The 23096-nt window shown below is 74.2% G+C and carries 22 protein-coding genes; 16 read left to right on the top strand and 6 right to left on the bottom strand.

Going from position 1 to position 23096, the window contains the following annotated elements; genetic code table 11:
* The first annotated feature begins 13 nt into the window (after positions 1-13).
* From ACFV18_RS26420 to ACFV18_RS26410, 3 genes are read left to right on the top strand one after another with little or no spacing between them, the layout of a single operon-like run.
* On the top strand, positions 14-754 hold the full coding sequence (locus tag ACFV18_RS26420) for a VOC family protein (RefSeq protein ID WP_380487247.1): 741 nt from the start codon (positions 14-16) through the stop codon (positions 752-754).
* Between the two features lie 23 nt (positions 755-777).
* Entirely contained in the window at positions 778-900 is a 123-nt protein-coding gene (locus ACFV18_RS26415) for a hypothetical protein (protein ID WP_380487245.1), read from the top strand.
* A gap of 28 nt (positions 901-928) precedes the next feature.
* On the top strand, positions 929-2047 hold the full coding sequence (locus ACFV18_RS26410) for a hypothetical protein (protein WP_380487243.1): 1119 nt from the start codon (positions 929-931) through the stop codon (positions 2045-2047).
* A gap of 64 nt (positions 2048-2111) precedes the next feature.
* On the opposite strand, the gene ACFV18_RS26405 is transcribed toward ACFV18_RS26410, so the two are convergent.
* Complete coding sequence (locus tag ACFV18_RS26405) at positions 2112-2573, bottom strand: hypothetical protein (RefSeq protein ID WP_380487242.1); 462 nt, start codon at positions 2571-2573, stop codon at positions 2112-2114.
* A gap of 586 nt (positions 2574-3159) precedes the next feature.
* Positions 3160-4008: a universal stress protein gene (locus ACFV18_RS26400; RefSeq protein WP_380487240.1), complete on the bottom strand. Its 849-nt coding sequence runs from the start codon at positions 4006-4008 to the stop codon at positions 3160-3162.
* Positions 4009-4327: 319 nt separating this feature from the next.
* Between ACFV18_RS26400 and ACFV18_RS26395 the strand changes: the two genes are divergently transcribed.
* The 4 genes from ACFV18_RS26395 to mgtA all read left to right on the top strand — a co-directional run bounded on the left by ACFV18_RS26395 (position 4328) and on the right by mgtA (position 9618).
* Positions 4328-5200 (top strand): universal stress protein, encoded by an 873-nt coding sequence (locus ACFV18_RS26395; protein WP_380487238.1) that lies wholly within the window; start codon positions 4328-4330, stop codon positions 5198-5200.
* A 150-nt stretch (positions 5201-5350) separates the two neighbouring features.
* Positions 5351-6367, top strand: coding sequence for an alcohol dehydrogenase AdhP (gene adhP, locus ACFV18_RS26390; protein WP_380487237.1), 1017 nt, complete (start codon positions 5351-5353; stop codon positions 6365-6367).
* 54 nt (positions 6368-6421) lie between these two features.
* On the top strand, positions 6422-6928 hold the full coding sequence (locus ACFV18_RS26385; protein WP_380487235.1) for a universal stress protein: 507 nt from the start codon (positions 6422-6424) through the stop codon (positions 6926-6928).
* A gap of 32 nt (positions 6929-6960) precedes the next feature.
* Positions 6961-9618, top strand: coding sequence for a magnesium-translocating P-type ATPase (gene mgtA, locus ACFV18_RS26380; protein ID WP_380487233.1), 2658 nt, complete (start codon positions 6961-6963; stop codon positions 9616-9618).
* 159 nt (positions 9619-9777) lie between these two features.
* Here mgtA and ACFV18_RS26375 read toward each other — a convergent pair whose 3' ends face one another.
* Positions 9778-10770: a LacI family DNA-binding transcriptional regulator gene (locus ACFV18_RS26375; RefSeq protein WP_380487231.1), complete on the bottom strand. Its 993-nt coding sequence runs from the start codon at positions 10768-10770 to the stop codon at positions 9778-9780.
* Between the two features lie 290 nt (positions 10771-11060).
* On the opposite strand from ACFV18_RS26375, the gene ACFV18_RS26370 reads away from it, so the two are divergent.
* The 5 genes from ACFV18_RS26370 (at position 11061) to ACFV18_RS26350 (ending at position 15370) form a co-directional block, all read left to right on the top strand.
* Positions 11061-11990 (top strand): ribokinase, encoded by a 930-nt coding sequence (locus ACFV18_RS26370; RefSeq protein ID WP_380487229.1) that lies wholly within the window; start codon positions 11061-11063, stop codon positions 11988-11990.
* A gap of 53 nt (positions 11991-12043) precedes the next feature.
* Positions 12044-13390, top strand: coding sequence for an NtaA/DmoA family FMN-dependent monooxygenase (locus ACFV18_RS26365; protein WP_380487227.1), 1347 nt, complete (start codon positions 12044-12046; stop codon positions 13388-13390).
* A gap of 95 nt (positions 13391-13485) precedes the next feature.
* Positions 13486-14037, top strand: coding sequence for a flavin reductase family protein (locus tag ACFV18_RS26360; protein ID WP_380487225.1), 552 nt, complete (start codon positions 13486-13488; stop codon positions 14035-14037).
* The gene (locus ACFV18_RS26355) at positions 14030-14458 is read left to right on the top strand and encodes a riboflavin kinase (protein ID WP_380487223.1); all 429 of its coding nucleotides are present in this window, start codon (positions 14030-14032) and stop codon (positions 14456-14458) included. Before ACFV18_RS26360 ends, ACFV18_RS26355 begins: the two co-directional genes overlap by 8 nt.
* A gap of 231 nt (positions 14459-14689) precedes the next feature.
* On the top strand, positions 14690-15370 hold the full coding sequence (locus ACFV18_RS26350; protein WP_380487221.1) for a nicotinamide riboside transporter PnuC: 681 nt from the start codon (positions 14690-14692) through the stop codon (positions 15368-15370).
* A 61-nt stretch (positions 15371-15431) separates the two neighbouring features.
* On the opposite strand, the gene ACFV18_RS26345 is transcribed toward ACFV18_RS26350, so the two are convergent.
* Complete coding sequence (locus tag ACFV18_RS26345) at positions 15432-16595, bottom strand: serine hydrolase domain-containing protein (RefSeq protein ID WP_380487219.1); 1164 nt, start codon at positions 16593-16595, stop codon at positions 15432-15434.
* A gap of 110 nt (positions 16596-16705) precedes the next feature.
* Here ACFV18_RS26345 and ACFV18_RS26340 point away from each other — a divergent pair, with 110 nt between their 5' ends.
* From ACFV18_RS26340 to ACFV18_RS26325, 4 genes are all read left to right on the top strand, one after another.
* Positions 16706-18163, top strand: coding sequence for a hypothetical protein (locus ACFV18_RS26340; RefSeq protein WP_380487217.1), 1458 nt, complete (start codon positions 16706-16708; stop codon positions 18161-18163).
* Positions 18164-18205: 42 nt separating this feature from the next.
* Positions 18206-18706: a GNAT family N-acetyltransferase gene (locus tag ACFV18_RS26335; RefSeq protein WP_380487215.1), complete on the top strand. Its 501-nt coding sequence runs from the start codon at positions 18206-18208 to the stop codon at positions 18704-18706.
* A gap of 132 nt (positions 18707-18838) precedes the next feature.
* Positions 18839-20104 carry a hypothetical protein gene (locus tag ACFV18_RS26330; protein ID WP_380487213.1) on the top strand — a complete coding sequence of 422 codons (1266 nt, stop codon included), beginning with the start codon at positions 18839-18841 and terminating at the stop codon, positions 20102-20104.
* Positions 20105-20131: 27 nt separating this feature from the next.
* The gene (locus ACFV18_RS26325; protein ID WP_380487212.1) at positions 20132-20728 is read left to right on the top strand and encodes a hypothetical protein; all 597 of its coding nucleotides are present in this window, start codon (positions 20132-20134) and stop codon (positions 20726-20728) included.
* Positions 20729-20749: 21 nt separating this feature from the next.
* Here the strand turns inward: ACFV18_RS26325 and ACFV18_RS26320 are convergent, their stop codons facing one another.
* Both ACFV18_RS26320 and ACFV18_RS26315 read right to left on the bottom strand, forming a co-directional pair.
* Positions 20750-21280, bottom strand: a complete 531-nt coding sequence (locus ACFV18_RS26320) for an SMI1/KNR4 family protein (protein WP_380487210.1) — start codon at positions 21278-21280, stop codon at positions 20750-20752.
* 268 nt (positions 21281-21548) lie between these two features.
* Entirely contained in the window at positions 21549-23060 is a 1512-nt protein-coding gene (locus ACFV18_RS26315; RefSeq protein ID WP_380487208.1) for a hypothetical protein, read from the bottom strand.
* Positions 23061-23096 lie beyond the last annotated feature (36 nt).

Raw genomic sequence — 23096 nt, 5'->3', positions numbered from 1 at the left:
TAGGATCGCCGGCATGGCACTGCGACCCGCCCATCTGATCGTCAAGGCCGTCGACCCGGTGGCGCTCGGCCGTTTCTGGGCGCAGGCCCTCGGCTGGACGGCCCACCATCCCGGTGTGACCACGTACGTCGCGCCGCCCGGCGAGCCGGTCTGGCCGGATCCGGTCGCGGTCGCCCTCGACCTGGTGCCCGTCCCGGAGGGCAAGTCCGCCGTCAAGAACCGCACCCACCTCGACCTCGCCACCGCCTCCCCCGCCCACCAGGCGGAGCTGATCGCCCGCCTGCTGGCGCTCGGCGCGACGCCGGTCGACCTCGGCCAGGGCGAGGTGCCGTGGACGGTCCTCGCGGACCCCGAGGGCAACGAGTTCTGCGTGCTGGAGCCCCGCGAGGTCTACCGGGACACCGGCCCGATCGCCGCGATCGTGGTCGACTGCGCGGACCCCCGGGAGATGGCCCGGTTCTGGGGCGAAGCGATCGACTGGACGGTGCACGAGGTCGCCGACGACCACGCGTCGCTGCGCGCCGCCACCGGAACCGGCCCCTACCTGGAGTTCCTCCGCTCCTCCGACGGCCGCACCGCCCCCGACCGCCTCCACCTCGACCTGCTGCCCCACCCCGGCGACGACCAGTCCACGGAGGTCGCCCGCGTCCGGGCGCTCGGCGCGACGCCCCTCGACCTCGGCCAGGGCGAGGTGCCGTGGACGGTCCTCACCGACCCGGACGGCCACGAGTTCTGCGTGCTCGCCCCGCACTGACGCCGGTCCGCCAGGATGGCGCCATGACGGGTGAGCCGCTGTCCATCTCCCTCGCCGACCTGCGCAGATCCATCGACGCGCTGCTGAGCCAGGTGGAATCCACCACGGCCAGGACCTCGCGCAGTCCGGTCCGGATCCGGCGTTGACGTCACACCCCGCCGCTACGGTGGCGCCATGACCCAACTCGCCCTGCTGGCCCGCCTGTCGGCTGACGACCGGCTCCCCGTCGAGCGGCTCACCCGCCACCCCCGGCTTCCGCTGGTGGCCGGCGCGGCAACGGGCTGCCGCCTGGTCCGGATCTGGGACTGCGGTGGCGGGCAGGTGCGCGAACTCGCTCCCGTGGACCTCGGGTTGGCGCCCGAGCCGGATCCGGCCGACTGGTGGCGGCCCGACGGCCCTCCCCCGGTGGCGTGGCATCCCGAACAGCCCCTGCTCGTCGTCGCCGACGGCAACACCCTGACGCGCTGGACGCCCGACGGTCCGGCGGCAGCCGCGCAGGCCCCGGCCGTCTACCACCACCTGGCGTTCAGCCCGGACGGCCGCGCGCTGTGGGCGAAGCCGTCCGGCGACAGCTCGCACGTTCTCGATCTCGCCACCGGTGCCGCCACTCCGGGCCCGTACTGGGACACCGGCGTCGGTGTTCACCCGTCCGGGGAGCTGGTCGCCACCCTGGTCAGCGACCAGGCCGCCACCTTCTGCCTGTTCGCCCGGCCCGGCGACGGGGACGCCCAGGCGATGCGGCAGTTGCGGCATGCGCTGGTCTTCACCGCCGACGGCTACGGCACCCCGCTGTTCAGCGCCAACGGTCGGCATCTCGCGATCCGCGGCAACTCCTACTTCGAATCGGTCGACGTCTTCGCGTTCCCCTCCCTGCGAAGGGTCCTGACGAGGACGTTCTCCGAGGACCAGTCGGAGCCGTGGCCGCCCGACAACCTCGCCTGGGACGCCCGGCCCGGCGTACTGTGGATCGGCACTCCCACCGGCTCGCTGCTCGAACTCGACGTCGAGGCGCAGGAAACCACCGAGCACGCGTTCCCGGCCGATGCCCCGGTGTCCGCGCTGGCCGCCACCGCGAGCGGCGACCTGCTGGTCGCCCGCACGAACGGCGAACTGGCCCTGCTGTCGGTGCGCCCGGCGGCCCCCGTACCCGAACCGACCGATGACGTCACGGTGTTCCTGGCGGAGACGGACGAGGTGCCGCTGGAGGGCGAGTTGGAGGAACACCTGGTGTACACCGATGGCGGCGGCACCTGGGAGTACCAGGAGCTCGACGACAACCAGGCCATGTCGTAAGGCGGTTGGACGTTGGCCGGTCCGGGCCGCACCGGTGCAGCAGTTCGGTGCGGCCCGGCGCCGGTCAGGCGTCCGGCTGGGTGACCGTCAGGCCCCAGTGCACGTCGGGGGACGAGGTCTCCACCTGGACGGAGAAGGACCGGCCCTGTTCGGCCGTCACCACGGTCGAGCCCCGGCCGACGGTGTCCGCCGGGCAGGAGACGGTGAACTCGACCGGGGTGGTGTCGCCGTAGTACGGCGTGTAGGTGACTCGCGCCTCACCGGCACTGCCGTTGCCGCCCTGGCAGCCGACCGTGACGGTGACGGGCGGGCCGCCCTGGAAGGCGCCGCCGGTGACGGCTCCGCCGTTGCCGATCCAGTCCGGGATCCAGATCAGCCCGTCCGGGCCGGGGTGCGGCAGGATCTCCCCCGTTCCGGGCGTCCCGCGGTCGGTGTCCCCGCTCTGAACCGCGCCGGCGGCCACCGGTCCCGCCGCCACCACAACGGCCGCCACCGCGGCCACCCACGCGAATCGCGCACGCTTCATGATGTTCCCCTCCGTCGCGGTCGGGCCCTGAAGTCCCGACGTACCCGAAGTATCGTCGGGCGCCGGCGGGCCCTGCCTGAGTACGGGTACTCAAGCCTCCGAGCACGGGAGCGGGTGGCGCCCGGCGCGGGCATGCGACCATCGCAGGCATGTTCGAAGTACCGCATGATCAGCAGCCGGCCGAGGCCGTGGAGTCGCACGTCCGGGCCTTCTTCGCGGGCCACGAGGTCCGTTCCGCCGCCGCCCAGCACGTGCACCCGCACCGCCCGGAGGCCGTCCCTGGACTGCGGATCGTCACGGCGGGGCCAGCGAGATCGCGTTCCGTCGCACGCACGGGCACGAGGCGCTGGAGCAGCTCTTCGACGAGCAGGCGATCGACCCGACGGACCCGCGTCGGCCGTCGGTGGTGTGATGCAACCAGGGCCAGGGGAGAGCCAGTTGACGATACGTCAGGCATCTGCGCCGATGGGGCCACCGTCAACCAGGCCCGGCCCGGCGGGCGACCCGACAGCGGCAACGCCCCGCTCGGGCAAGCGCCGAGCGGGGCGTTCTGCTGTCCGGCCACGCGCCGGGCAGGTGCGTCGGGTCAGTCGTGCGGGACGATGGCGACCGGCGACTTGGCGTGGTGGCTGACGGCGTGGGCGACCCGGCCCAGGCGGTGGCGGCGGCGGCCGACCACCACCAGGGCGGCGCCGGCGGAGGCGTCCACCACTGCCCCGGCACCGCTGCCGATCCGGCTGTCCTCGACCACCGTGACCTGCGGGTACTTGGCCCGCCACCCGCTGAGCGCCTGGGTGAGCAGTTCCGCCTCGAGGACGCGGAACTGTTCGGTCTCGGTCTCCGGCGCCACCCCGCCCGCGTAGCCCCAGACCGGGGGCGGAGTCCAGCCGTGGACGGCGCGCAGCACCGCGCCGCGGGCCTCGGCCGCGCGGAAGGCGAATTCGACGACGGCGTCCGCCGGGGCGTGGGTGTCGATCCCGACGACCACCTCGCCGGGGGCCTCGCCCGGCTGCGGCTGCGCGGCCCGCACCAGCACGACCGGCACCTCGCAGCGCGCCGCGACGTCGAGGCCTATCGACCCCACCAGCAGGCCCTCGAAGCGGCCCAGGCCCAGCGAACCGACGGCGAGCAGCTCCGCCTCGGCGGCGGCGGCGACCAGGTCGGCGGCGGGCTCGCCGCCGGTCAGCAGGCCGGTGTGCAGCTCCAGCCCCGGATGGGCCTCGCGCACCTGCTGCGCGGTGTCGGCCAGCATGCGCTCCGCCAGGGTGCGCACGGACGCCGGCTGGCTGGGATCGGCGTGCAGGTCGTCCTCCCAGGTCCAGGCGTGGACGAGGCGCAGGGCGAGGCCGCGGCGCAGCGCCTCGTCGGCCGCCCAGTGCGCTGCGGCGGTGCTCTCGGCCGAACCGTCGGTGCCGGCCAGAACGAACGTGCCCATGGCGGTGTCCCTGCTCTCCGTTGCTCGGGGCGGCCCCGGGCGTGGTCGCCGGGGGTCCGTGATCATCCTGGCCGAGGCGCCCCCTCCGAGTCCAGGGCCTGCCCGGCCCCGGGGCCGGGTCCATGGTCCCGCCCGGTCGGGGCGCCGGTGCGGGCCGTCCGGCGGGGCCGCCCGGGACGGGCGACGGCCCGTGGGACCTTCGGGACCTGCCGGGGGCTTCCGACCCCTGTCCGGGCGGCCGGGGCCACGGCGACGCTGACGGGAGCACGAGGCCGGGCGGACCGCCGCCCGGACCATCCGCACCCCCTGGAGGTTCACCATGTGCGATTCCGTCGTGGCCGGTGTCGACGGCTCTGCCGAGAGCGCCGCAGCGGCCCGCTGGGCGGCGGCCGACGCGCTCCGGCGCGGCGTCGCCCTCCGGCTGGTGTACGTGGCGGCGCCGTCGGGCAGCGCCTTCGGGCACCGCGAACCGGCCGGTCACCGGCTGCCGGAGTCTGTGACGGCGCTCCGGGCCGAACTCGTGCACGCCCTGCCGGGGCTGGACGTCTCCTGCGAGGAGATCCCCGGCGAGCCGTGGTCCGTGCTGGCCGCCGCCGGTGAGAAGCAGTGGCTGCTGGTACTCGGTTCCCGGGGATCGGGCCAGGTCGCCGGGCGGCTCCTCGGTTCCGTCGCGCTGCGCACGGCCGCGGAGGCACGGTGCCCGGTCGTCCTGGTGCCGACAGGCGCCGCGGACCCGGACGGCCCCGGCGAGGTCGTGGTCGGCGTGCGGGGGGAGCGGCCGTCCGGCGCCGTCCTCGGGTTCGCCTTCGAGGAGGCCGCCCGGCGCGGGGCCGTGCTGCGGGCCTTGGAGGGCGGGGCGGAGCCGCGCGGGCCGCTGCGGACCGACGCCCCGATCGAGCCGGCGGAGATCCGGCGGTCGCTGGTGGAGGCGAAGACGGTCCGCCTGCAGGACGCGCTGGCCCCGTGGCAGGAGAAGTTCCCCGGGGTGCGCACGGTGGCGGAGGTGACCGGCTGGGACGCGTCCCGGGCCCTGCTGGAGGCCTCGCGCAACGCCTCCCTGGTGGTCCTGGGCCGGCGCGCCCCCGCGCATCCGCTGGCCGCGCCGCACCTGGGACACCTGGCACACGCGGTCGTCCACCACGCCCACGGCCCGGTGGCCGTCGTCCCGCACGACCCGGCGCAGCCCCGGTGACCAGCGGCCTCGGCGGCCGGGGACCTTCAGCCCGCCGCGAGTGCACCGCTCGACCCCTGTGAACGGCGGGCCCGGGCGGTGGGATGGAGACACAGCAGAACCGGCGCGGACCGGAAACCGCCGCCGTTCCGTACGAAGGGCAGGAACACCATGAAGGCCGCCGTCGTCCGCGACTTCACCGCACCGCTCGTCATCGAGGACCGGCCGGTGCCGGCCCCGGCACCGCACCAGGTGCTGGTCCGGCTGGAGGCCTGCGGGCTGTGCCACACCGACATCCACGCCGCCCGCGGCGACTGGCCGGTCAAGCCGAACCCGCCGTTCGTCCCCGGGCACGAGGGAGTCGGCATCGTCGAGGCGACCGGCGAGAACGTGCGGCACGTCCGGGTCGGCGAGCGGGTCGCCATCCCCTGGCTCGCCGAGGCCTGCGGCCGCTGCGACCACTGCGTGGACGGCTGGGAGACCCTCTGCACCAGCCAGCAGAACAGCGGGTACTCGGTGGACGGCGGCTACGCCGAGTACGCCGTCGCCCACGGCGACTACGTCGTCCCCGTCCCCGACGGGGTCGATCCGCTGGACGCCGCTCCGCTCACCTGCGCCGGCGTCACCACCTACAAGGCGCTCAAGGTCTCCGGCGCCCGGCCCGGCACCCGCGTCCTGGTCTCCGGCATCGGCGGCCTCGGCCACCTGGCGCTGCAGTACGCCCGGATCTTCGGGGCCGAGACCATCGCGGTCGATGTCACCGACGACAAGCTGGCCCTCGCCCGCGAGCTCGGCGCCGACCACGTGATCGACGCCCGGGTCCAGGACGTCGCCGCCGAGGTGCAGCGGCTCGGCGGGGCGGACGCGGCGATCGCCCTCGCCGTCAGCAACGACTCCTTCCGCGCCGCGTACGGCGCGCTGCGGCGCGGCGGCACCCTCGTCCTGGTCGCGCTGCCCGCCGAGGGCGAGCTGACCCTGCCGGTCTTCGAGACGGTGCTGAACGGCACCAAGGTGGTCGGATCCATCGTCGGCACCCGCCAGGACCTCGCCGAGGTGTTCGCCCTGCACGCCCTCGGCCGCACCCGGGTGATCCGCGAGAGCCGTCGCCTGGAGGACGTCAACGCCTGCATCACCGAGGTCCTGGACGGCAAGGTCGCCGCCCGCCTCGTCTTCGACCTGCGCGACTGAACCGCACCGCGCAACCGCACAACCCGACAACCCAGCGATCGGAAGGACACCAGCATGAACGGGACCGACAGCACGGCACAGCGGCGCATCGTGGTGGGGGTGGACGGCTCGGAGGCGTCCCGGGCCGCCCTGCGCTGGGCAGTACGCCAGGCGGCCCTGACGGGTGCCACCGTGGAAGCGGTGATCTCCTGGGAGTTCCCGGCCATCTACGGCTGGGGAATGACGCTGACCGACGCGGACTTCACCGCGGCCGCCGAGCAGACGCTCGCCCAGGTCGCCGAGGAGGAGAAGGACCCGGCCCACCCGGTCGGGATAAGCCGCCGGGTGGAGCGCGGCAACGCGGCCCGCGTCCTGCTGGACGCCGCCAAGGGTGCCGAACTCCTGGTCATCGGCAGCCGGGGCCACGGTGGCTTCACCGGGGCGCTGCTCGGCTCGGTCGGCCAGCACTGCGTCCAGCACGCCACCTGCCCGGTCGTCGTCGTCCGGGACACTGAACAGCAGGACACCGCCCGCGACACCGCCCGCGCCGAGCACACCGACGTGCCCGCCACCGGTCGGTGACCCGAACCCCCAACGGACAGGAGTTCCAGCCGATGCACCGGACCCTCACCCTGCCGGGCCCGGTGCATCCGGCTGCCGGGCAGCAGGACACCGCCGCCGGGATGCCCGCCCGCCAGGCCGCCACGCAGGACGCCGCGCAGGTGCTCGCCCGCCTGGGCAGCACCCGCGCCGGGCTGTCCGGCGCGGAAGCCGGGCGGCGGCTCGCGGCCGGCGGCCCAAACGCGGTCCGCACCCACCAGGTGCGGGCCCTGGCGGTGCTCGGCCGCCAGCTGCGCAGCGCCCTGCTGCTCCTGCTGCTGGCCGCCGCGGTGGTGTCGTTCTTCTTCGGCGAGCGCACCGACGCGGTGATCATCGGCGTGATCCTGCTGCTGAGCGTCGCCCTCGGGTTCGCCAACGAGTACCGGGCCGAACGGGCCGCGCAGGCCCTGCACTCGCAGGTGCGGCGCACCGCCGTGGTGCTGCGCGACGGCCACGAGCAGGAGGTGGATGTCACCGGCCTGGTCCCCGGCGACGTGGTGCGGCTGGCCCTCGGCCAGATCGTGCCCGCCGACGTGCGGGTGCTGGAACGCACCGGCCTCCAGTGCGACGAGAGCATCCTCACCGGCGAATCCGCCCCGGTGGACAAGGACCTGGCCGCGGTGGACGGCGAACCGGAGCTGGCGGAGCTGTCCTGCTGCGCGCTGATGGGCACGGTGGTGCACGCGGGCAGCGGCACCGGGGTGGTGGTCGCCACCGGCGGGCGCGCCGAGTTCGGCCGGATCGCGCTCGGCCTCGGGGAGCGGCAGCCGGAGACCGCGTTCCAGGTCGGCCTGCGCCGGTTCTCGGTCCTCCTGCTCCAGGTCGCCGCCGTCCTCACCACCGGCATCTTCGTGATCAACACGGTGCTGCACCGGCCGCTGCTGGACGCTCTGCTGTTCTCGCTGGCCATCGCCGTCGGGATCACCCCGCAGCTGCTGCCCGCCGTGGTCAGCACCAGCCTGGCAGCGGGCTCCCGCCGCCTCGCCCGCCGCAAGGTCCTGGTCAAGCGCCTGGTGTGCATCGAGGACCTCGGCGACATGGACATCCTGGTGACCGACAAGACCGGCACCCTCACCGAGGGCCGGATCACCTTCGAGAGCGCCCTCGACCCCGCCGGCGCCGCCGGGGAGGACGTGCTGCTGCTCGGCCTGCTCGCCACCGAAGGAGACCTGGACGGCGAGCACCTGGGCGACAACCCCCTGGACACCGCACTCTGGCAGGCCCCCGGAGCCGCCGAACTGACGGCCGGACACCGGCGGCTGGCCGGCCTGCCCTTCGACCACGAGCGTCAGCTCTCCTCCGCCCTCCTCCAGCGGCCGGACGGTACCCGGGTACTCGTCACCAAGGGCGCGCCGGAAGCCGTGCTCGCCCGCTGCGCCGCCGTCCCCGCCGAGGCCGCCCCCGTGCTGACCGGCCTCTTCGCCGCCGGCCACCGGGTCGTCGCGGTGGCCGCCAAGGACGCCGACGGCCTCGACGCGATCGCGACGCGGGACGAGACCGGGCTGCACCTGGCCGGGTTCCTGGTCTTCCGCGACCCGCCCAAGCAGGGCGCCGCCGAATCCCTGCGCCGGCTCGCCGACCTCGGCATCACCGTCAAGATCTGCACCGGCGACAATCCGGTGGTGGCCGAGAAGGTGTGCGCCGACCTCGGACTGCCCGCCGGAACCACCCTCACCGGCCGGGAGATCTCCGCCCTGAGCGACGAGCAACTGGCCGACGCCGCCGCCAAGGCCACCGTCTTCGCCCGGGTCTCCCCCGACGACAAGGCCCGCGTCGTGCGCGCCCTGCGCGGCAGCGGCCGGGCCGTGGGCTTCCTCGGCGACGGCGTCAACGACGCACTGGCCCTGCACGCCGCCGACATCGGCGTCTCCGTGGACAGCGCCACCGACGTGGCCAAGGACGCCGCCGACGCCGTCCTGCTGGAGAAGGACCTGGGTGTGCTCGCCGAGGGCGTCGCCGAGGGCCGGCGGATCTTCGCCAACACGATCAAGTACGTGCTGATGGGCACCTCCAGCAACTTCGGCAACATGTTCAGCGCCGCCGGCGCCTCCCTGGTGCTGCCGTTCCTGCCGATGCTGCCCTCGCAGATCCTGCTCAACAACCTCCTCTACGACACCGGCCAGCTCACCATCCCCACCGACCGGGTCGACGAGGAGCAGCTGCGCGCCCCCTCGCACTGGGACATCGCCTTCATCCGCCGCTTCATGCTGTGCTTCGGCCCGGTCAGCTCGCTCTTCGACTTCCTCACCTTCTGGGTGATGCTCGGCGTCTTCCACGCCGGGCCCGAGCTGTTCCGCTCCGGCTGGTTCGTGGAATCCCTCGCCACCCAGACCCTGGTGATCTTCGCCATCCGCACCCACCGGATCCCGTTCCTGCGCAGCCGCCCGAGCATCCCGCTGCTGGCCGCGTCGCTCGGTGTGGTGGCCCTGGGCGTCGCGCTCCCGTTCTCACCCGTGGCCGCGACGCTGGGATTCACGGCTCTGCCGCCCGCCTTCTTCCTCGCCCTGGTGACGATGGTCGTCGTCTACCTCGTCCTGATCGAGGGCGTCAAGCGGTGGTTCTTCACCCGCCCCGCCGCCGTGGAGCTGCCGCGCGCACCCCGCCACCGGCAGCAGGCCCACCGCATCCACCGCAGGGCCAGCCGCTTCAGCCACCCCGGGCCACTGAGCTGAGCCGGGCGCCTCGGCATGCCGCCGCGCCGCGCCGAGGACGGTGACCGGCGCGCGGGCAGGCGAGCACCATGGGGGCGGCCGCATCGAGGTCCACCGGTATTCGGCCCCGCCGGGGAGGCGGCCACCGTTCAGCCGGGCAGGCGCCCGCCCGACGCGCCGTCAGGCGTTCGCGTCGGTGGAGGCCCGGACGACCAGCTGCGGGGCGAAGCGCTCCACGGTCTCGGTCCGTTCCCTGGCGGGGGCCTGAAGAAGCGTCAGGGCGCGTTCGGCCATCGCGGCGAGCGGGTGGCGGATGGAGGTGATCGGCGGGTCGAGGAGTTCGAGTATCTCGGTGTCGTCGAAGCCGGTGACGGCGATCTCCCCGGGCACCGACACCGCCGAACGCTGCAGCGTGCTGACCAGGCCCACGGCGAGGACGTCCGCGCCGCAGACGACGGCGTCGATGCCGTCGCGCTGCTCGGCGATCCGCCGCCCGGCGGTGCGGCCGGCGTCGGTGGTGAAGCTGGGGAGCAGGACGGTGGTGGCGTCCTCGCCGCGGGCGGCGGTGAAGGCGGCGAGGCGTTCGGCGCCGGAGGAGGACGCCTGATCGGCGGCGACCAGGGCGATCCGGTGGCGGCCGAGGGCGTCGAGGTGGTCGAGGAGCAGTCGCATCGCGGCGGCGTTGTCGAGGGTGACCGCGACCGTGCCGGAGCCGCCCGCCCAGCGGTCGAACAGGACCACCGGCGCCCGCTCGGCGGCGGCCCGTACGGCGGGGCCGGAGGCGGCGGCCGAGACGGGGACGACGACCAGCCCGTCCACCCGTCCGCCGAGCAGGGTCTCGATCTGCTCGGCCTCGATCTGCGCCGAGTTCGCGGCGTCGGAGACGACCAACTGCCCGCCCGCGGCGCGGACCTGCTGGGCGATGGCGTCGGCGAGTTGGACGAAGTAGGGGTTGGCGAGGGAGGGGACGACCACGCCGACGGTGCCGGTGGTGCCGGTGCGCAGCGCCCTCGCGGAGTGGTTGGTGCGGTAGCCGAGTTCGCGGGCGGCGTCCTCGACGCGGCGGGCGAGTGCGGGGTCGACGTTGCGCGGGGTGCCGGCCAGGACGCGTGACGCGGTCGCGCGGGAGACGCCGGCGGCTGCGGCCACGTCGAGGAGTCGGGGCGCTGTCACGTGGGGGTCCTCCCCGGTCGGAAACGGTGTCGGGAACGGTGCTGCTGCGGTGTCGGGTGGGGTCGTGGTGCGGTGTCGGGGCCGGTGCTGGTGCGGTGTCGGGAACGGTCGTGGTGCGGCGCCGACGCGGGTTCGGTGTCGAAACGATGTCGGCGCGGTCTCGGATCGGGCGGCGCCGGACCGGTATGTCCGAGCTGGCGGAATGCGCAGCACGAGGGTACTTGACGGTCGGCGGGGCCTGGGCCAGAGTGTGGGAAATCGATCTCCCGAGGAGCTCCCAAGGAGCACAGATGCCGTCCATCACCGTCGTCGGTTCGGTCAACCGCGATCTTGTGCTGACCGTTCAGGACCTGCCGCGACCCGGCGAGACCGTGCTCGCGGAGGGCTTCGTGGAGGGTGTCGGCGGCAAGGGTGCCAACCAGGCCGTGGCGGCCGCCCGGCTCGGTTCGCGGGTGCGGCTGGTGGCCCGGGTCGGGGCGGACGCGGAACCGATTCTGCGGGCGCTGGCCGCCGAGGGTGTGGACGTCGCGGCGGTGCTCCCGGCCGAGGACGCCAACACCGGGATCGCCTCGGTGGTGGTCGACCGGGCGGGCGAGAACACCATCGTGGTCAACCCGGGCGCGAACGCGGCGCTCACGGTCGCCGACCTGCCGGAGCGGCTCGCGGGCTCCGCGAGCGATGTGCTGCTGCTGCAGCACGAGATCGCATCCGAGGTGGTCGCCGCCGCAGCACTGCGGGCCCGGCAGCAGGGCGGCACGGTCGTCCTCAACCCGGCCCCGGCCCGGCCGGTCGAACGGGAGGTGCTGGCGGCGGTGGACGTCCTGGTCCCCAACCTGGGCGAGCTCGCCACCCTGCTGGGCGTCGAGCGTCCGACCGGCCCCGACGGCGCCCGCGAGCTGCTGGAGAATGCCCAACTGCCTTGCGGGGCCGTGGTGGTGACGCTCGGCGTGGACGGGGCACTGGTCAAGCAGGCCGGCCGGCCCGCCGTCCACCTGCCCGCCCCCGAGGTGGACGCGGTCGACACGGTCGGCGCCGGCGACACCTTCTGCGGGGCGCTCGCCGACTCCCTCGCCCGCGGCGCCGATCTGCTCGCCGCCGCCGAACGCGCCGTCCGGGCAGCCTCGTTGGCCGTCACCGGGCTCGGCGCGCAGTCCTCGATGCCGTTCGCGGCGCAGCTCGACTCTCCCCCGACCGACCCTGACGTACCGTCAGCTCACTGACGTCACACAGACTTTACTGCTCCCAGGCATCACCAGTTCAACGGAGAACACCCATGCGCAGCCTCAAGCTCGGACTGTTCGAGAACGCCCAGACCAACGCGAGCGGCACCGCCACCTGGCGCCACCCCGACAGCCGTCGGCACCTGTTCGACACTCTCGGCTACTGGCGCGAGGTCGCGCAGCTCTGCGAGGACGCCAAGCTGGACTTCCTGTTCCTGGCGGACGCCTGGGGCTGGTCGGAGATCAACGGGGTACGCCCGCCGATCGCCACCGAGGAGACCCTCGACCTGCCGCGCCTGGACCCGTTCGTGATCGCCTCGGCGCTGCTCGCCTCGACCACCGACCTCGGCCTGGTGGTGACGGGGTCGGTGCTGGTCGAGCCGCCGTACGGGTTCGCCCGCCGCCTGGCCACCCTGGACCAGCTGTCCGGCGGCCGGCTGGGCTGGAACATCGTCACCACCGGCACCGCCGACACCGCCGTGAAGGCCTTCGGAATGGACATGGTGGCGCACGACGACCGGTACGCGATGGCCGAGGACTTCCTCGACCTGGTCTACAAGTACTGGGAGGGCGCCTGGGAGCCGGACGCCCTGGAGAAGGACAAGGCCGGCCGGTTCGCCGACCCGGCGAAGGTGCACCTGGTCGAGCACCAGGGCCCGTACTTCCGCTCGTACGGCTACGGCAACACGGCCCGTTCCCCGCAGGGCACCCCGGTGCTGTTCCAGGCCGGCGCGTCCCCGGCGGGCCGTCGGGTCGGCGGGCGGCACGGCGAGTGCATGTTCGTCGGCAGCGGCAGCGTCGAGCAGCTGGCGGGCCACACCAGGGCGATCCGCGAGGAGGCCGTGAAGGCCGGCCGCTCCGCCGACCAGGTCAAGATCATGTCGGCGTTCTCCTGCGTGGTCGGCGCGAGCACCCAGGACGCCGAGCGCCGCTGGCAGCGGATCCTGGACGCGCAGCGCCCGGAGGTCACCGTCGCCTCGTACGCGATGTTCACCGGCCTGGACCTGTCCTCGTACGCGCCGGACACCCCGATGAGCGAGCTGTCCACCGAGATGTCGCAGACCCAGGTCGCCCGGTTCGCCGACAAGACGGTCGGCGATGTGCTCGCCGACTGGCACACCCACGGCGTCGGCGCCCGCCCGGTGGTCGGCACCGCCGAGGAGATCGCCGACGAGATCTGCGCGCTCGCCGAGGGCGCGGACCTGGACGGCTTCCTGCTCTCGCCGCCCGTGCAGCCGGCCTCCACCGTCGAGTTCGTCGAGTCGGTGCTGCCGATCCTGCGCAAGCGCGGCGTGTTCCGCGGCGAGTACACGGACGGCGAGTCGCTGCGCGAGCGCCTCACCGGTGCCACCGACCGCGCCCTGCCGGCCAGCCACCCGGCCGCCCGGTACCGCCACTGACCCACCCCACCCCACGTCACCCACCCCACGTCTCCCACCCCACCCGCACCACCCACGTCATTCGCGCCATTCGCGACGAGAGGACGACGACGGCCATGGCCACTCCTGTCCACCACCCCACGACAGCCGGTGACTTGAGCACGGCCACGCTGCCGAGCACCGCCGGTGACCTGAGCGCGGCCGCGCTGCGCCAGGCCTTCGGGGCGTACCCCACCGGTGTGGTCGCGATCGGCGCGCTGCGCGGCGGCGCGCCGGACGGGTTCGCGGCGAGCTCGTTCGTGTCGATCTCGCTGGAGCCGCCGATGATCGCGGTCAGCGTGGCCCGCACCTCGACCACCTGGCCGCGCCTGGCCGACCTGCCGGTGCTGGGGCTGAGCGTGCTCAGCCACGGCCAGGGCGCGCTCTGCCGCCGCCTCGCCTCCCGGTCGGGCGACCGCTTCGAGGGCGCCGACTGGCAGGCGACGCCGGACGGCGCGGTGCTGATCGACGGCGCCGCGCTGTGGCTGACCGCCCGGGTCGGCGCGGTGTACGACGGCGGCGACCACGAGATCGTCCTGATGGAGCTGCTCACCGCCGAACTGTTCCCCGGCGTGGAGCCGCTGGTGTTCCACACCAGCCAGTTCCGCGAGCTGTCCCCCCATGCCTGACACCTCGCCAACCTGCCTGTCCGGCACCGTCGTTCACGGTGCCGGGCGGGGCCGGGGACTGGGCTTCCCCACCGCCAACATCTCCCCCGACCCCGGCGCGGACGTCCCGCCGCCGGCCATCTACAGCGGCTGGCTGGCCCGCCCGGCCACCGGCGGCGTGCACCGCGCGACGATCAGCATCGGCACCAACCCCACCTTCGAGGACGGCCCGCGGATCCACACCGAGGTGTACTGCCACGACACCTCCGACGACCTGTACGGCGAGCACGTCGCCCTCTGGTTCGTCGCCCGGATCCGGGACACCGTCAGGTTCGCCTCGGTGGACGAGCTGCTGCTCGCCGCGAAGGCGGACGTCCGTCACTCGGAGGCGCTGCTGGACTCGGCGCACGGCCGTCGGGTGCGAGCCGCAGCGACGGTCTGATACAGCGTCAACTCCCGTACCCCACAAGCCCGGTCGGCCCCGCACCCGCTTCCCCAGTAGCGGGGCCGACCGTCCCCCTCGCTTCCCGCTGCACGGCACGCACCCCCGCCCCACACCCACGTCCGCGCCCAACGCCCGCGTGCCCGGCCGGTCCCGCTCCCCGCTTTCCCTGTCGCGGGGCCGGCCGCTCTCTTCCCCCTTCCTCGCTCCGTACGAACAAAGGTGTGAGTAATGAGCGCATTCCACTGGCTGAACGAGCAGTTCAGCTTCTTCGGACTCCCCGTCTACTGGTCCGACTTCCTGGGCAACATCCTGGCGCTCGCCACCGTCTGGCTGGCGCTGCGCCGTTCGCTGGTGGCCTGGCCGGTGCAGATCCTCGGCTCGGTCTTCCTGCTGATCGCCAGCCTGAACGTGAACCTCGGCGGCAACGCCGCCCGGCAGGTCGTGATCATCCTGTCGGCGGCCTGGGGCTGGGCCACTTGGAAGCGCAGCCGCGAGCAGGAAGGCACCATCAACGTCCGCTGGGCGTCCTGGACCGAACGCGCCCTGCTGACAGGCGCGATGGTGTTCGGCACCGCCGCGTTCGGCGCGCTGCTCAAGTGGAACGACGCCTCGTTCTACCCGGGTGCCCCGTGGTGGATGGTCCTCGCCGACGCCTGGATCTTCGTCGGCTCCATTCTCGCCATGTTCAGCCAGGCCCGCCGCTACATCGAGTTCTGGTTCGTCTGGCTGGCCGTGGACCTGGTCGGCGTGCCGCTGGCGATCCACTCGGAGCTGTACTTCTCCGGCATCGTCTACGGCATCTTCTTCGTCATGGTCGTGCTGGGCATCCGCGACTGGGCCGCCCGCAGCAAGCCCCAGGACATCGCCTCCCCGCTGGAGCCCGCCGTCCAGGTCGAGAGCCGCGCCTGACACTCCCCCGCCCGGCCGCTCCCCCACGGGAGGGGCCGGGCTGTTGCCTGCCGGCGCCGCGTCAGCCCGCCTGGAGCGCCCGGTAGACGGCCGCGATCAGCTGGTGGTTCTCCGGGCCCGCGCCGTAGGGGGACGGGAAGCCGAAGCGGCGGCGGGTGTAGGCGTAGGCGAGGCCGGGGGCCGGGTCGGCGAAGCCGAGGGAACCGGCGGCACCGCTGTGGCCGAAGGCGTCGGGGCCGAGCGGGCGGAAGAGGCCGCTGAGTTCCTCGAAGCCGAGGCCGAAGACGTCCTCGTTGCCGGTGACCAGGTCGGTGCCGTGGAACTGCGGGCGGGCGAACTCGGTGATGGTCTCCGGCTTCAGCAGCGGAGCGCGGCCGTCCAGCCCCGCGATCGCCGCCGCGTACATGCCCGCCACGCCGCGGGCGGTGCCGACACCGGCGGACGAGCTCTGCCCGAGGGCCCGCACGGCACGGGAGTTGGCGAAGACCACCAGGTCCGTCGGCACGGGCGCGTTCAGGTTGAAGGCGATGCCGAGGGCACTCTCCGGGTCGATGGAACCGGCCGCGAGCCGCTCGGCCTCCTCCGGCGTCGGCCGCAGCGGCAGCGCCTCGGCCCGGCGCGCCTCCAACTCCTCGGGCAGGCCGAGATAGAAGTCCAGCCCGTACGGGGCGCGGATCCGCTCCTCGAAGATCTCCTGGATCGAACGGCCGGTCACCCGGCGCACCACCTCGCCGGTCAGCGCGCCGATCACGAACGCGTGGTAGCCGTACGCCGATCCCGGCTCCCAGAACGGCCGTTGGGCCGCCAGCCGGGCCGCGATCACCCGGTCGTCGGCCAGTTCCTCGTCGGTGAAACCGCCGTCCACCCCGATGACGCCCGAGCGCTGCGCGAGCAGCTCGCGCAGCGTCAGCCGGTCCTTGCCGTGCGCGCCGAACTCCGGCCAGTACGAGGACACTTCACGGTCCAGGTCGAGCACGCCGTCCTGCACCAGCAGGGCCACGACCAGGTGCGCGGCGCCCTTCGAGATCGAGAACACGCTCATCAGCGTGTCCGCGTCCGTCGCCTCGCCGGCCCACAGGTCGACCACCCGCCGCCCGTCCACCTGCACCACCAGCTGCGCCTCCGGCGAGTCGTTCATCTCGCCCAGCACGGCGGCGAATTCGTCCCGCACGCCCTCGAAGCCCGCCGCAACCGTGCCCTGCACCGCACCGGCCTGGTACGCCATGGCCGCTCCCCCGTTCATTCGATCTTCCGGCCGTCCTTCGGCCAGGGAGTGCCCAACTGCCGCTCCCCCACGAAGATTCCCGGCCTGGACGATCTTTTAGGATCACCCCTGTGACCAGCCCTTTTCGCATCGAACGCCGCTTCGCCGACCGGCCGTTCGCCGAGGCCCGCGACCCCTCGGTGGCGGCGACGGACGAAGGCCGCGCCCTGCTCGCGGTGGCGGGCCTGGCCCGCTGCGGGCGGCCGGCGCCGGTGGCGGTGTACCGCACCACCGACCTGGCCTGCGTGGCCCTGCTGCGCTCCCACTACCCCGTGCACGCGCTGGCGTTCCACCCCGAGCTGCCACTGCTCGCGATCGGCACCGGCTGCTACGACGGCGGGCACTCCTTCAACGGTGAGCTGCTCCTGCTGGATCTCGAAACCGGCAGCCACCTCTCGCTGTTCGAACGCCGGTCGGGCCGCGAGGTACTCGGCCTGAAGTGGCTGGACGGGCAGTCGCTGCGGCTGCTGCTCGCCCCGCCGGACGACTGGCAGGACCGCGCCGCATGGCAGGACGGCCACCGCGCCGTCCTGCACCGGGCCGACTGGCGCGCCCTCCCCGCCCGGTCGGTCGCACCGCAGGAACTGGCCGGCCCGCGCCTTCCCGTCCCCCGCCCGGACGGCGCCGAGGCGGCCCGCCGTCTGCTGGGCGGCTTGCACGGCGGATGGGCGCCGCGCGGCCCGATCAGCGCCGTCGGGGAACTCCCGGACGGGCGGCTGCTGGCGGCGCTGCCCGGGGCGCTGGAGTGCCGCACACCGTCGGACGCCGTCGCCTGGTCGGCGGAACGGGCGGACGGGGCAGGCGAGTTCGTGGTCGCCGCCGAGCGGCAGTCGGTCTTCGTCCGCAGCGGCGAACAGCGGTCGGTCACCGAACTGTCCCTGGTGGACGGTTCCCGGCTCGCTCAGCATCAACGTCGGCGCCACGTCGCGCTGTTGGCCTGCGCGGACGGCCTCCCGGCGCTCGCCCCGCAGGTGCATCGCGATCTGCGCATCCGGCACAGCCGCCTGGTGTACCTCGCGACGAACCCGCCCCGGCCCGGACGACCGTGGGTGGCGACGGCCGACCCGTCGCGCCTGCCCGCCGCCGACCGGTCCGTCCGCACGGTCGGCGGGTACCAGCGGCGCTTCCCGCTGTCCTGGGACCGGGCCGAGTCCCACCTACCCGGCCCGGGCGTCGAACTCCACGGCGGCGACCTGCTCCACGCGGGCACAGTCCACCACGGCCAGGGCCTGCAACCGGGCGGATCCTTCGTGGTCCGCCGCGACCCGTCCGACGGCACGCCGCGCTGGGTCTTCCGCACCGACCGACCGGCCACCGCGCTGGACGCCGACTTCGACCGCGACCTCGTCCATGTCGCCTACGACGACGCCGAGTTGGTGACCCTCTCGGCCACCGACGGCACCGTCCTGCGGCGCACCCCGCTCACCGTCGGCCGGGTCGTGGTGGTCGCGACGGCACTCACCGTCCCCGGCCCCGGGCGCCTGCTGGTCGGCACCGACGACGGTCGCCTGCTCTCCTGCGCCACCTGACGCGGGCCTTTCCGCCACGCCGGCCCATGCCATGATCGGGCCATGGCCCAACCGGTGATCCGCCCGCGACGTGACGACGATCTGCCCTCCTGCGTACGGGCGTTGGCCACCGCGTACCAGGCGGACCGGTATCCGGCGTACTGGCCCTCCGAACCGGAACGCTGGCTGGCACCACCGGAGTTGCTCGGCGCGTGGGTCGCCGTCGCCGGGCCGGAGGTGCTCGGCCACGTGGCCCTTGCCCGCGCCGGGTCCGTCATCGCGGCGGCGGTCGGCCTCCCGGGCGATCAACTCGCCGCCGTGGCACGGTTGTTCGTCGGCGTGTCGGCGCGGCGTCGGGGTCTGGCCGGTGCGCTGCTGGACCGGGCGGCGCAGGCGGCGAGAGAGGGCGGGCGCCGGCCGGTGCTGGAGGTGGAGTCCGGTGCCGAGGGGGCGATCGCGCTGTACGAGCGGGCCGGCTGGCAGCTCGTCACCACCGCCACGGCGAACTGGCTCGCGCCCACCGGGCAGCCCGCCGTGGTTCACACCTACCTCGGCCCGGCCTGACCCTCTCTCAGCAGCTCCTGCCACTCGTGGGACGATACGAAAATCGGTTCGCCTTCGGACTGTGACTCACGGGAAACTGCCTGGTCGCACTCCGCGCGCCGATCACCGCCGTCCCGAAGCCCAAGGTGCCGCATGACCGTTCCCACCCCGCCCGACCGCCCCGAGACCGAAGCCGCGCCCGGGCCGGCGCCCGAGTCCGCGTTTGCGGCTGCGCCTGCGCCCGAAGCCGCGTCCGAGGCCGAGCCGGTCGCCGTGCCCGAGGCCAAGCCCGAGGCCGCGTCCGATCCCGGGGCCAAGCCCGAGGCGATCTCTGCCTCCGAGGGCACGCCCGAGCCGACCGCCGTGCCCGAGGCCAAGCCCGAGCCGATCCCTGCGCCCGAGGGCACGCCCGAGCCGACCGCCGCGCCCTGGGCCAAGTCCGCGGACACCCCGCCGCCCGCCAACCCGTGGGCCGCTCCGGACCCGAACGCAGCCCCGCAGGCTCCGTTCCCGACGCAGGCCCCGTTCCCGGCCCCCGGCCCGTTCCCGGCCCCGGCCCCCGGCCCGGTCCCGGTCCCCGGCGCCGAGGGCATGTACTGGCCGCCGTACGCGGTCCCGGCCGCGCCGCCGCGCAACGGCATGGGGATCACGGCCCTGGTGCTCGGAATCGTCGGGCTCGTGCTCTGCTTGCCGCTGATCCTGTTCTGGCTCTCCTGGCTGCCGGCCCTGCTCGCGGTGATCTTCGGCAGCATCGGCCTGAGCCTGGCCCGCAAGGGCCTCGCCACCAACCGGGCGATGGCGCTCACCGGCACCGTTCTCGGCCTCGTGGGCCTGGTGGCTTCCGTCTGCATCGGCGTCCTCGCCGTCGCCGCGGTGCGGTCCGACGTCCGCGTGAACAACCGTACGGTGAAGCAGCAGCAGCGCGACAACGCCGAGCGGCAGCGCCTCGCGGAGGACCGGGCGAAGCAGCACGCCGCCGAGCAGGAGGCGAAGGCCGCGGACGAGCGGGCCCGCCGCCTGTCGTTCGGCGGTTCCTACACGTACCCCGACGGCCTGAAGGTCACCATGGCCGAGCCGACCCCCGCCACGCCGAGCCGGAGCGGCGGCGCCCAGCTCCCGCAGGACGCGACGTTCGTGCAGGTCCGGGTCACCGTCGTCAACACCACCTCCGCCGAACTGTCGCTGTACGGTTCGGGCCTGCTGATCGTCAAGGACTCCCGGGGCACCCTGCTCCACCCGATGTTCGGCGGCGGCCAGTACACCGCTCTCCCGCAGACCCTCGGCCCCGGCCAGGAGGCGACCGCGCTGGAGACGTACGGACTGCCGAACGCCTCGGCCAACCCGTTCAGCCTCCAGTTCACCCACGGCACCCGGATGGAGCGCAAGGACGTCATCTGGACCGGCGCGCCGCCCCACTGACCCACCCCGCCAACGGAGTTCACCCGCATGACCGTCCTCGCCGAACTCGCCGCCCTCGGCGAGCCCGTCCTCGCCGTCGCCGACCCCGCCCGCCGGCTGCTCGCCGTGGCGTGCGCCGACAAGTACGGCGTGGCCGCGAAGCTCGGCCTGTTCGAGACGGGCGACCGGCCACGGCTGCTGCGGCGGACCACCTGCGGGCACCACATCAACACGCTGGCGTTCCACCCGAGCAGCCCGCTGCTCGCGGTGGGCCTCGGCAACTACGACGGCGGCTACTTCTTCGAGGGCCAACTGCTGCTGGTCGGGCTCGACAACAACGCCAAGCGGTCGATGTTCGCCGAGTCCCTGGGCCGCCAGGTCATCGCCGCCGAGTGGCTGGACGGCACCCGGCTGCGCCTGCAGGTTGCCCCGCACGACGACGACAACGACGATGCCGCCCACCACGAGGCCCACGTGGTCGTCCTGGACCACCCCGATTGGACGAGAGCCCTCGGCCGTTCCATCCCCGACAAGCGCCTCCGGGGCCCGCGCATCCCCTTCCCCCGCCCGGTCCACGACCCTTCCGACGCCCGCCAGTTGGCAACCCGCCTGCTCAACCCGCCGCTCCACCGCCACAACCGCTGACCGCCCCGGCCCAACGCCGCATTACCGGCAGAGCGCGCCAACGGTGTCATCGAACTCGGGGAACTCCAGCGCCGCTTCCTCGATCACTTCGGCGGGCGACTGCCGCCGCCCACCGGCGAACTGCTCGGCGAGGGCGAGCAGTTCCGGGCGGGGCCGGGCCGTCCAGCCCCGGCACCGCCACGGGTCGGCGGCCTCGCTCGGGCCGTAGCCGCCGGCCAGCAGCCACAGGAAAGCGCCCAATTCGCGGGCGACCACGGCGGTTTCGCCCTCCGAACCGAGAAAGACGACAGGCTGATCGGCGAGCGGACGACCCGGCCGGACCAGCCAGAACGCCGCATACCCGCCGGTGCCGTCCTGCCCGAACACCCGGAACTCATCGCCGTCCAGCTCGCCGTTCCCGGTCCAGGCCCGGAGCCAGGAGATGGTGTCGTCGGCGGACGCGAATGCCTGGAAGGGCTCGAAGTCGATCCCGCCCCCGCCGTCGCAGTGGATCGGGCACGCCAACGCGGCGGCGAGCACGGCCGGGAACTGCCGATCAGCGGTGTCGTTCACGGGGACGAAGCCAGTACTCACCGCTGTCAGCCGGGGCCTCGCCGGCCCGGCTCAACCCGAATCGGTCGGCCGACTGCGCGGCGCGGTCGGCCACCGGCACGCTGCCGTCCGCCATCGCGACGTCACGGCCGGGCGCCTCCGCCTGGCGGCGCGCCTCCGCGCACACCGGGCAGTCGCCGTTGCCGATCTCGTCCCCGGGTCGGCGCGTACGCGTGCCGCACTCCTTCCCGCCAGGCCCCCGCCGATCCTGTGCGTACGGGCATGGGCGTCAAGGCCCCGGTGGCATCAGCCGCAGCATCTCGGGCACCGGCAGCGCCGGATTCGCGGCGGCGACCTGGGCGGTCACGGGATCCGGATCGTCCAGCAGGGAGCGGAGTTGGGCGAGCGGCAGCGCCGGGTGGGCAGCAGCCGTGCGGCGGGCGCGGCGGTCTCGCAGGCAGGCGGTGAGGGTGGCGCCGTCGGCGGCGGGGTGGTGGGCGAGGGCGCGCAGGGTGGCGACGTTGTGCTCGGCGCGGACGAGTTCGGCGAGCAGCGCCGTACCCGCATCCGGGTTGGCGGCGATTCCGGCTCCGACCGCGCGGCCGTGGCGCCGGTGCATGGCTCTCAACTGCCCGTCGTCCAGGCCGGGATGGGGTGCGACGGCGGCGGCGACCTTGGCCACGGAGTCGTCGGCGAGCCGGTCGCGGACGGGGACGGGAAGGTCGCGGCGCAGTGCGGTGAGGCGGCGCACTGTGGGGCTGGCGGAGTTGGCGAGCGCGTCCAGTTCGGCGGGGGTGGCTGCGGCGATCCGGGGCAGCAGCAGCGGCCCTAGCCAGTCGGTGGCGCACAGCCGGTCCAGCACGTCCAGCGGGAGCAGCGGATGCTGGGCCGCGCTGCGCCGCACCTCCAGGGACGGGTCCTCGGCCAGCTGCCGGAGCAGCTCTTCCCCGATCGCGGGGTTGCTCGCCAGCGGCTCCCGCACCCAGATCTCCGGGTCGGCGGCGAGCGCGCGGTACGCGGACGCGGGGAGGTCGGTGCGCGAGGCGAGTTGCTCGCGCAGGAACGGCGACGGGTCCTCCAGGTACCGGAGGACGTCGCCGACCGGCGCGGCCGGGTTGCCGAGCGCAGGGCGCAGAACGGTGTGCCGGGCGAACTGGTGACTGCCGTCGCAGGCCGCCCCACCGGGCAGGGTGCACTGCGGGTCCGGGCAGTCCGGCGGGTGGACCCACGGGACCTCATGGCGCACACAGACTTCACAACTGACCAGCGCCGGACGGTCGTTGATCAGGTCGGCGAGGACGGCGGGCGGCACGTCCCGGTTGAGGGCGAGCTCCGCCCGGACGTGCTGCGACGGGTGTGCGGCCAGCAGGGCGGCGATCTCCGGGTCGGCCGTCGCCTCGGCGAGCGCGACAGGGACGGCGAGATCGGGCTCGTCCGCCAGCCGCCGGGCCACCTCACGCGGAAGCGTCCGGCAGCCGGCCAACTCCGCCCGCAGCTCGGCCCGTTCGAGCAGAATCGGCGCCCACGCCACGGGCGCCGGCCCGGCCCGCAGCAGGGCGAGCGCGGCGACCGGCTGCCGCACCGGATCGATCCGCTCCGCCGCCAGCTGCCCGCCCTCGACGAGGATCCCCGCCTCCACGACACCGCGCTCGGCCAGTATCGCGATCTGACGTTCCGTCAACTCACTGCGCCCCGCGAGCTCCATCGACAGATCCGGCTCGTCCAGGGCCATCAGCCGGTCCACTGCCTCGACCGGCAGCGCAGGATTCTCGGCCAGTCCGGCCCACACATGACGATGCATCCCGGCATCCTCCCCGAATCGCCCCGGCCCCGCCGC

Origin of the sequence: Kitasatospora sp. NPDC059673, from assembly GCF_042734215.1 — a bacterium.
GTDB lineage: Bacteria > Actinomycetota > Actinomycetes > Streptomycetales > Streptomycetaceae > Kitasatospora.
This window is presented reverse-complemented; position numbering and strand designations above follow the sequence as displayed.

Excerpts from the sequence above, each read along its gene's own strand:
- ACFV18_RS26420 (WP_380487247.1), top strand. The coding sequence starts at position 14 with ATGGCACTGCGACCCGCCCATCTGATCGTCAAGGCCGTCGACCCGGTG.
- ACFV18_RS26415 (WP_380487245.1), top strand. The coding sequence starts at position 778 with ATGACGGGTGAGCCGCTGTCCATCTCCCTCGCCGACCTGCGCAGATCC.
- ACFV18_RS26410 (WP_380487243.1), top strand. The coding sequence starts at position 929 with ATGACCCAACTCGCCCTGCTGGCCCGCCTGTCGGCTGACGACCGGCTC.
- ACFV18_RS26405 (WP_380487242.1), bottom strand. The coding sequence starts at position 2,573 with ATGAAGCGTGCGCGATTCGCGTGGGTGGCCGCGGTGGCGGCCGTTGTG.
- ACFV18_RS26400 (WP_380487240.1), bottom strand. The coding sequence starts at position 4,008 with ATGGGCACGTTCGTTCTGGCCGGCACCGACGGTTCGGCCGAGAGCACC.
- ACFV18_RS26395 (WP_380487238.1), top strand. The coding sequence starts at position 4,328 with ATGTGCGATTCCGTCGTGGCCGGTGTCGACGGCTCTGCCGAGAGCGCC.
- adhP (WP_380487237.1), top strand. The coding sequence starts at position 5,351 with ATGAAGGCCGCCGTCGTCCGCGACTTCACCGCACCGCTCGTCATCGAG.
- ACFV18_RS26385 (WP_380487235.1), top strand. The coding sequence starts at position 6,422 with ATGAACGGGACCGACAGCACGGCACAGCGGCGCATCGTGGTGGGGGTG.
- mgtA (WP_380487233.1), top strand. The coding sequence starts at position 6,961 with ATGCACCGGACCCTCACCCTGCCGGGCCCGGTGCATCCGGCTGCCGGG.
- ACFV18_RS26370 (WP_380487229.1), top strand. The coding sequence starts at position 11,061 with ATGCCGTCCATCACCGTCGTCGGTTCGGTCAACCGCGATCTTGTGCTG.
- ACFV18_RS26365 (WP_380487227.1), top strand. The coding sequence starts at position 12,044 with ATGCGCAGCCTCAAGCTCGGACTGTTCGAGAACGCCCAGACCAACGCG.
- ACFV18_RS26360 (WP_380487225.1), top strand. The coding sequence starts at position 13,486 with ATGGCCACTCCTGTCCACCACCCCACGACAGCCGGTGACTTGAGCACG.
- ACFV18_RS26355 (WP_380487223.1), top strand. The coding sequence starts at position 14,030 with ATGCCTGACACCTCGCCAACCTGCCTGTCCGGCACCGTCGTTCACGGT.
- ACFV18_RS26350 (WP_380487221.1), top strand. The coding sequence starts at position 14,690 with ATGAGCGCATTCCACTGGCTGAACGAGCAGTTCAGCTTCTTCGGACTC.
- ACFV18_RS26345 (WP_380487219.1), bottom strand. The coding sequence starts at position 16,595 with ATGGCGTACCAGGCCGGTGCGGTGCAGGGCACGGTTGCGGCGGGCTTC.
- ACFV18_RS26335 (WP_380487215.1), top strand. The coding sequence starts at position 18,206 with ATGGCCCAACCGGTGATCCGCCCGCGACGTGACGACGATCTGCCCTCC.
- ACFV18_RS26330 (WP_380487213.1), top strand. The coding sequence starts at position 18,839 with ATGACCGTTCCCACCCCGCCCGACCGCCCCGAGACCGAAGCCGCGCCC.
- ACFV18_RS26325 (WP_380487212.1), top strand. The coding sequence starts at position 20,132 with ATGACCGTCCTCGCCGAACTCGCCGCCCTCGGCGAGCCCGTCCTCGCC.
- ACFV18_RS26315 (WP_380487208.1), bottom strand. The coding sequence starts at position 23,060 with ATGCATCGTCATGTGTGGGCCGGACTGGCCGAGAATCCTGCGCTGCCG.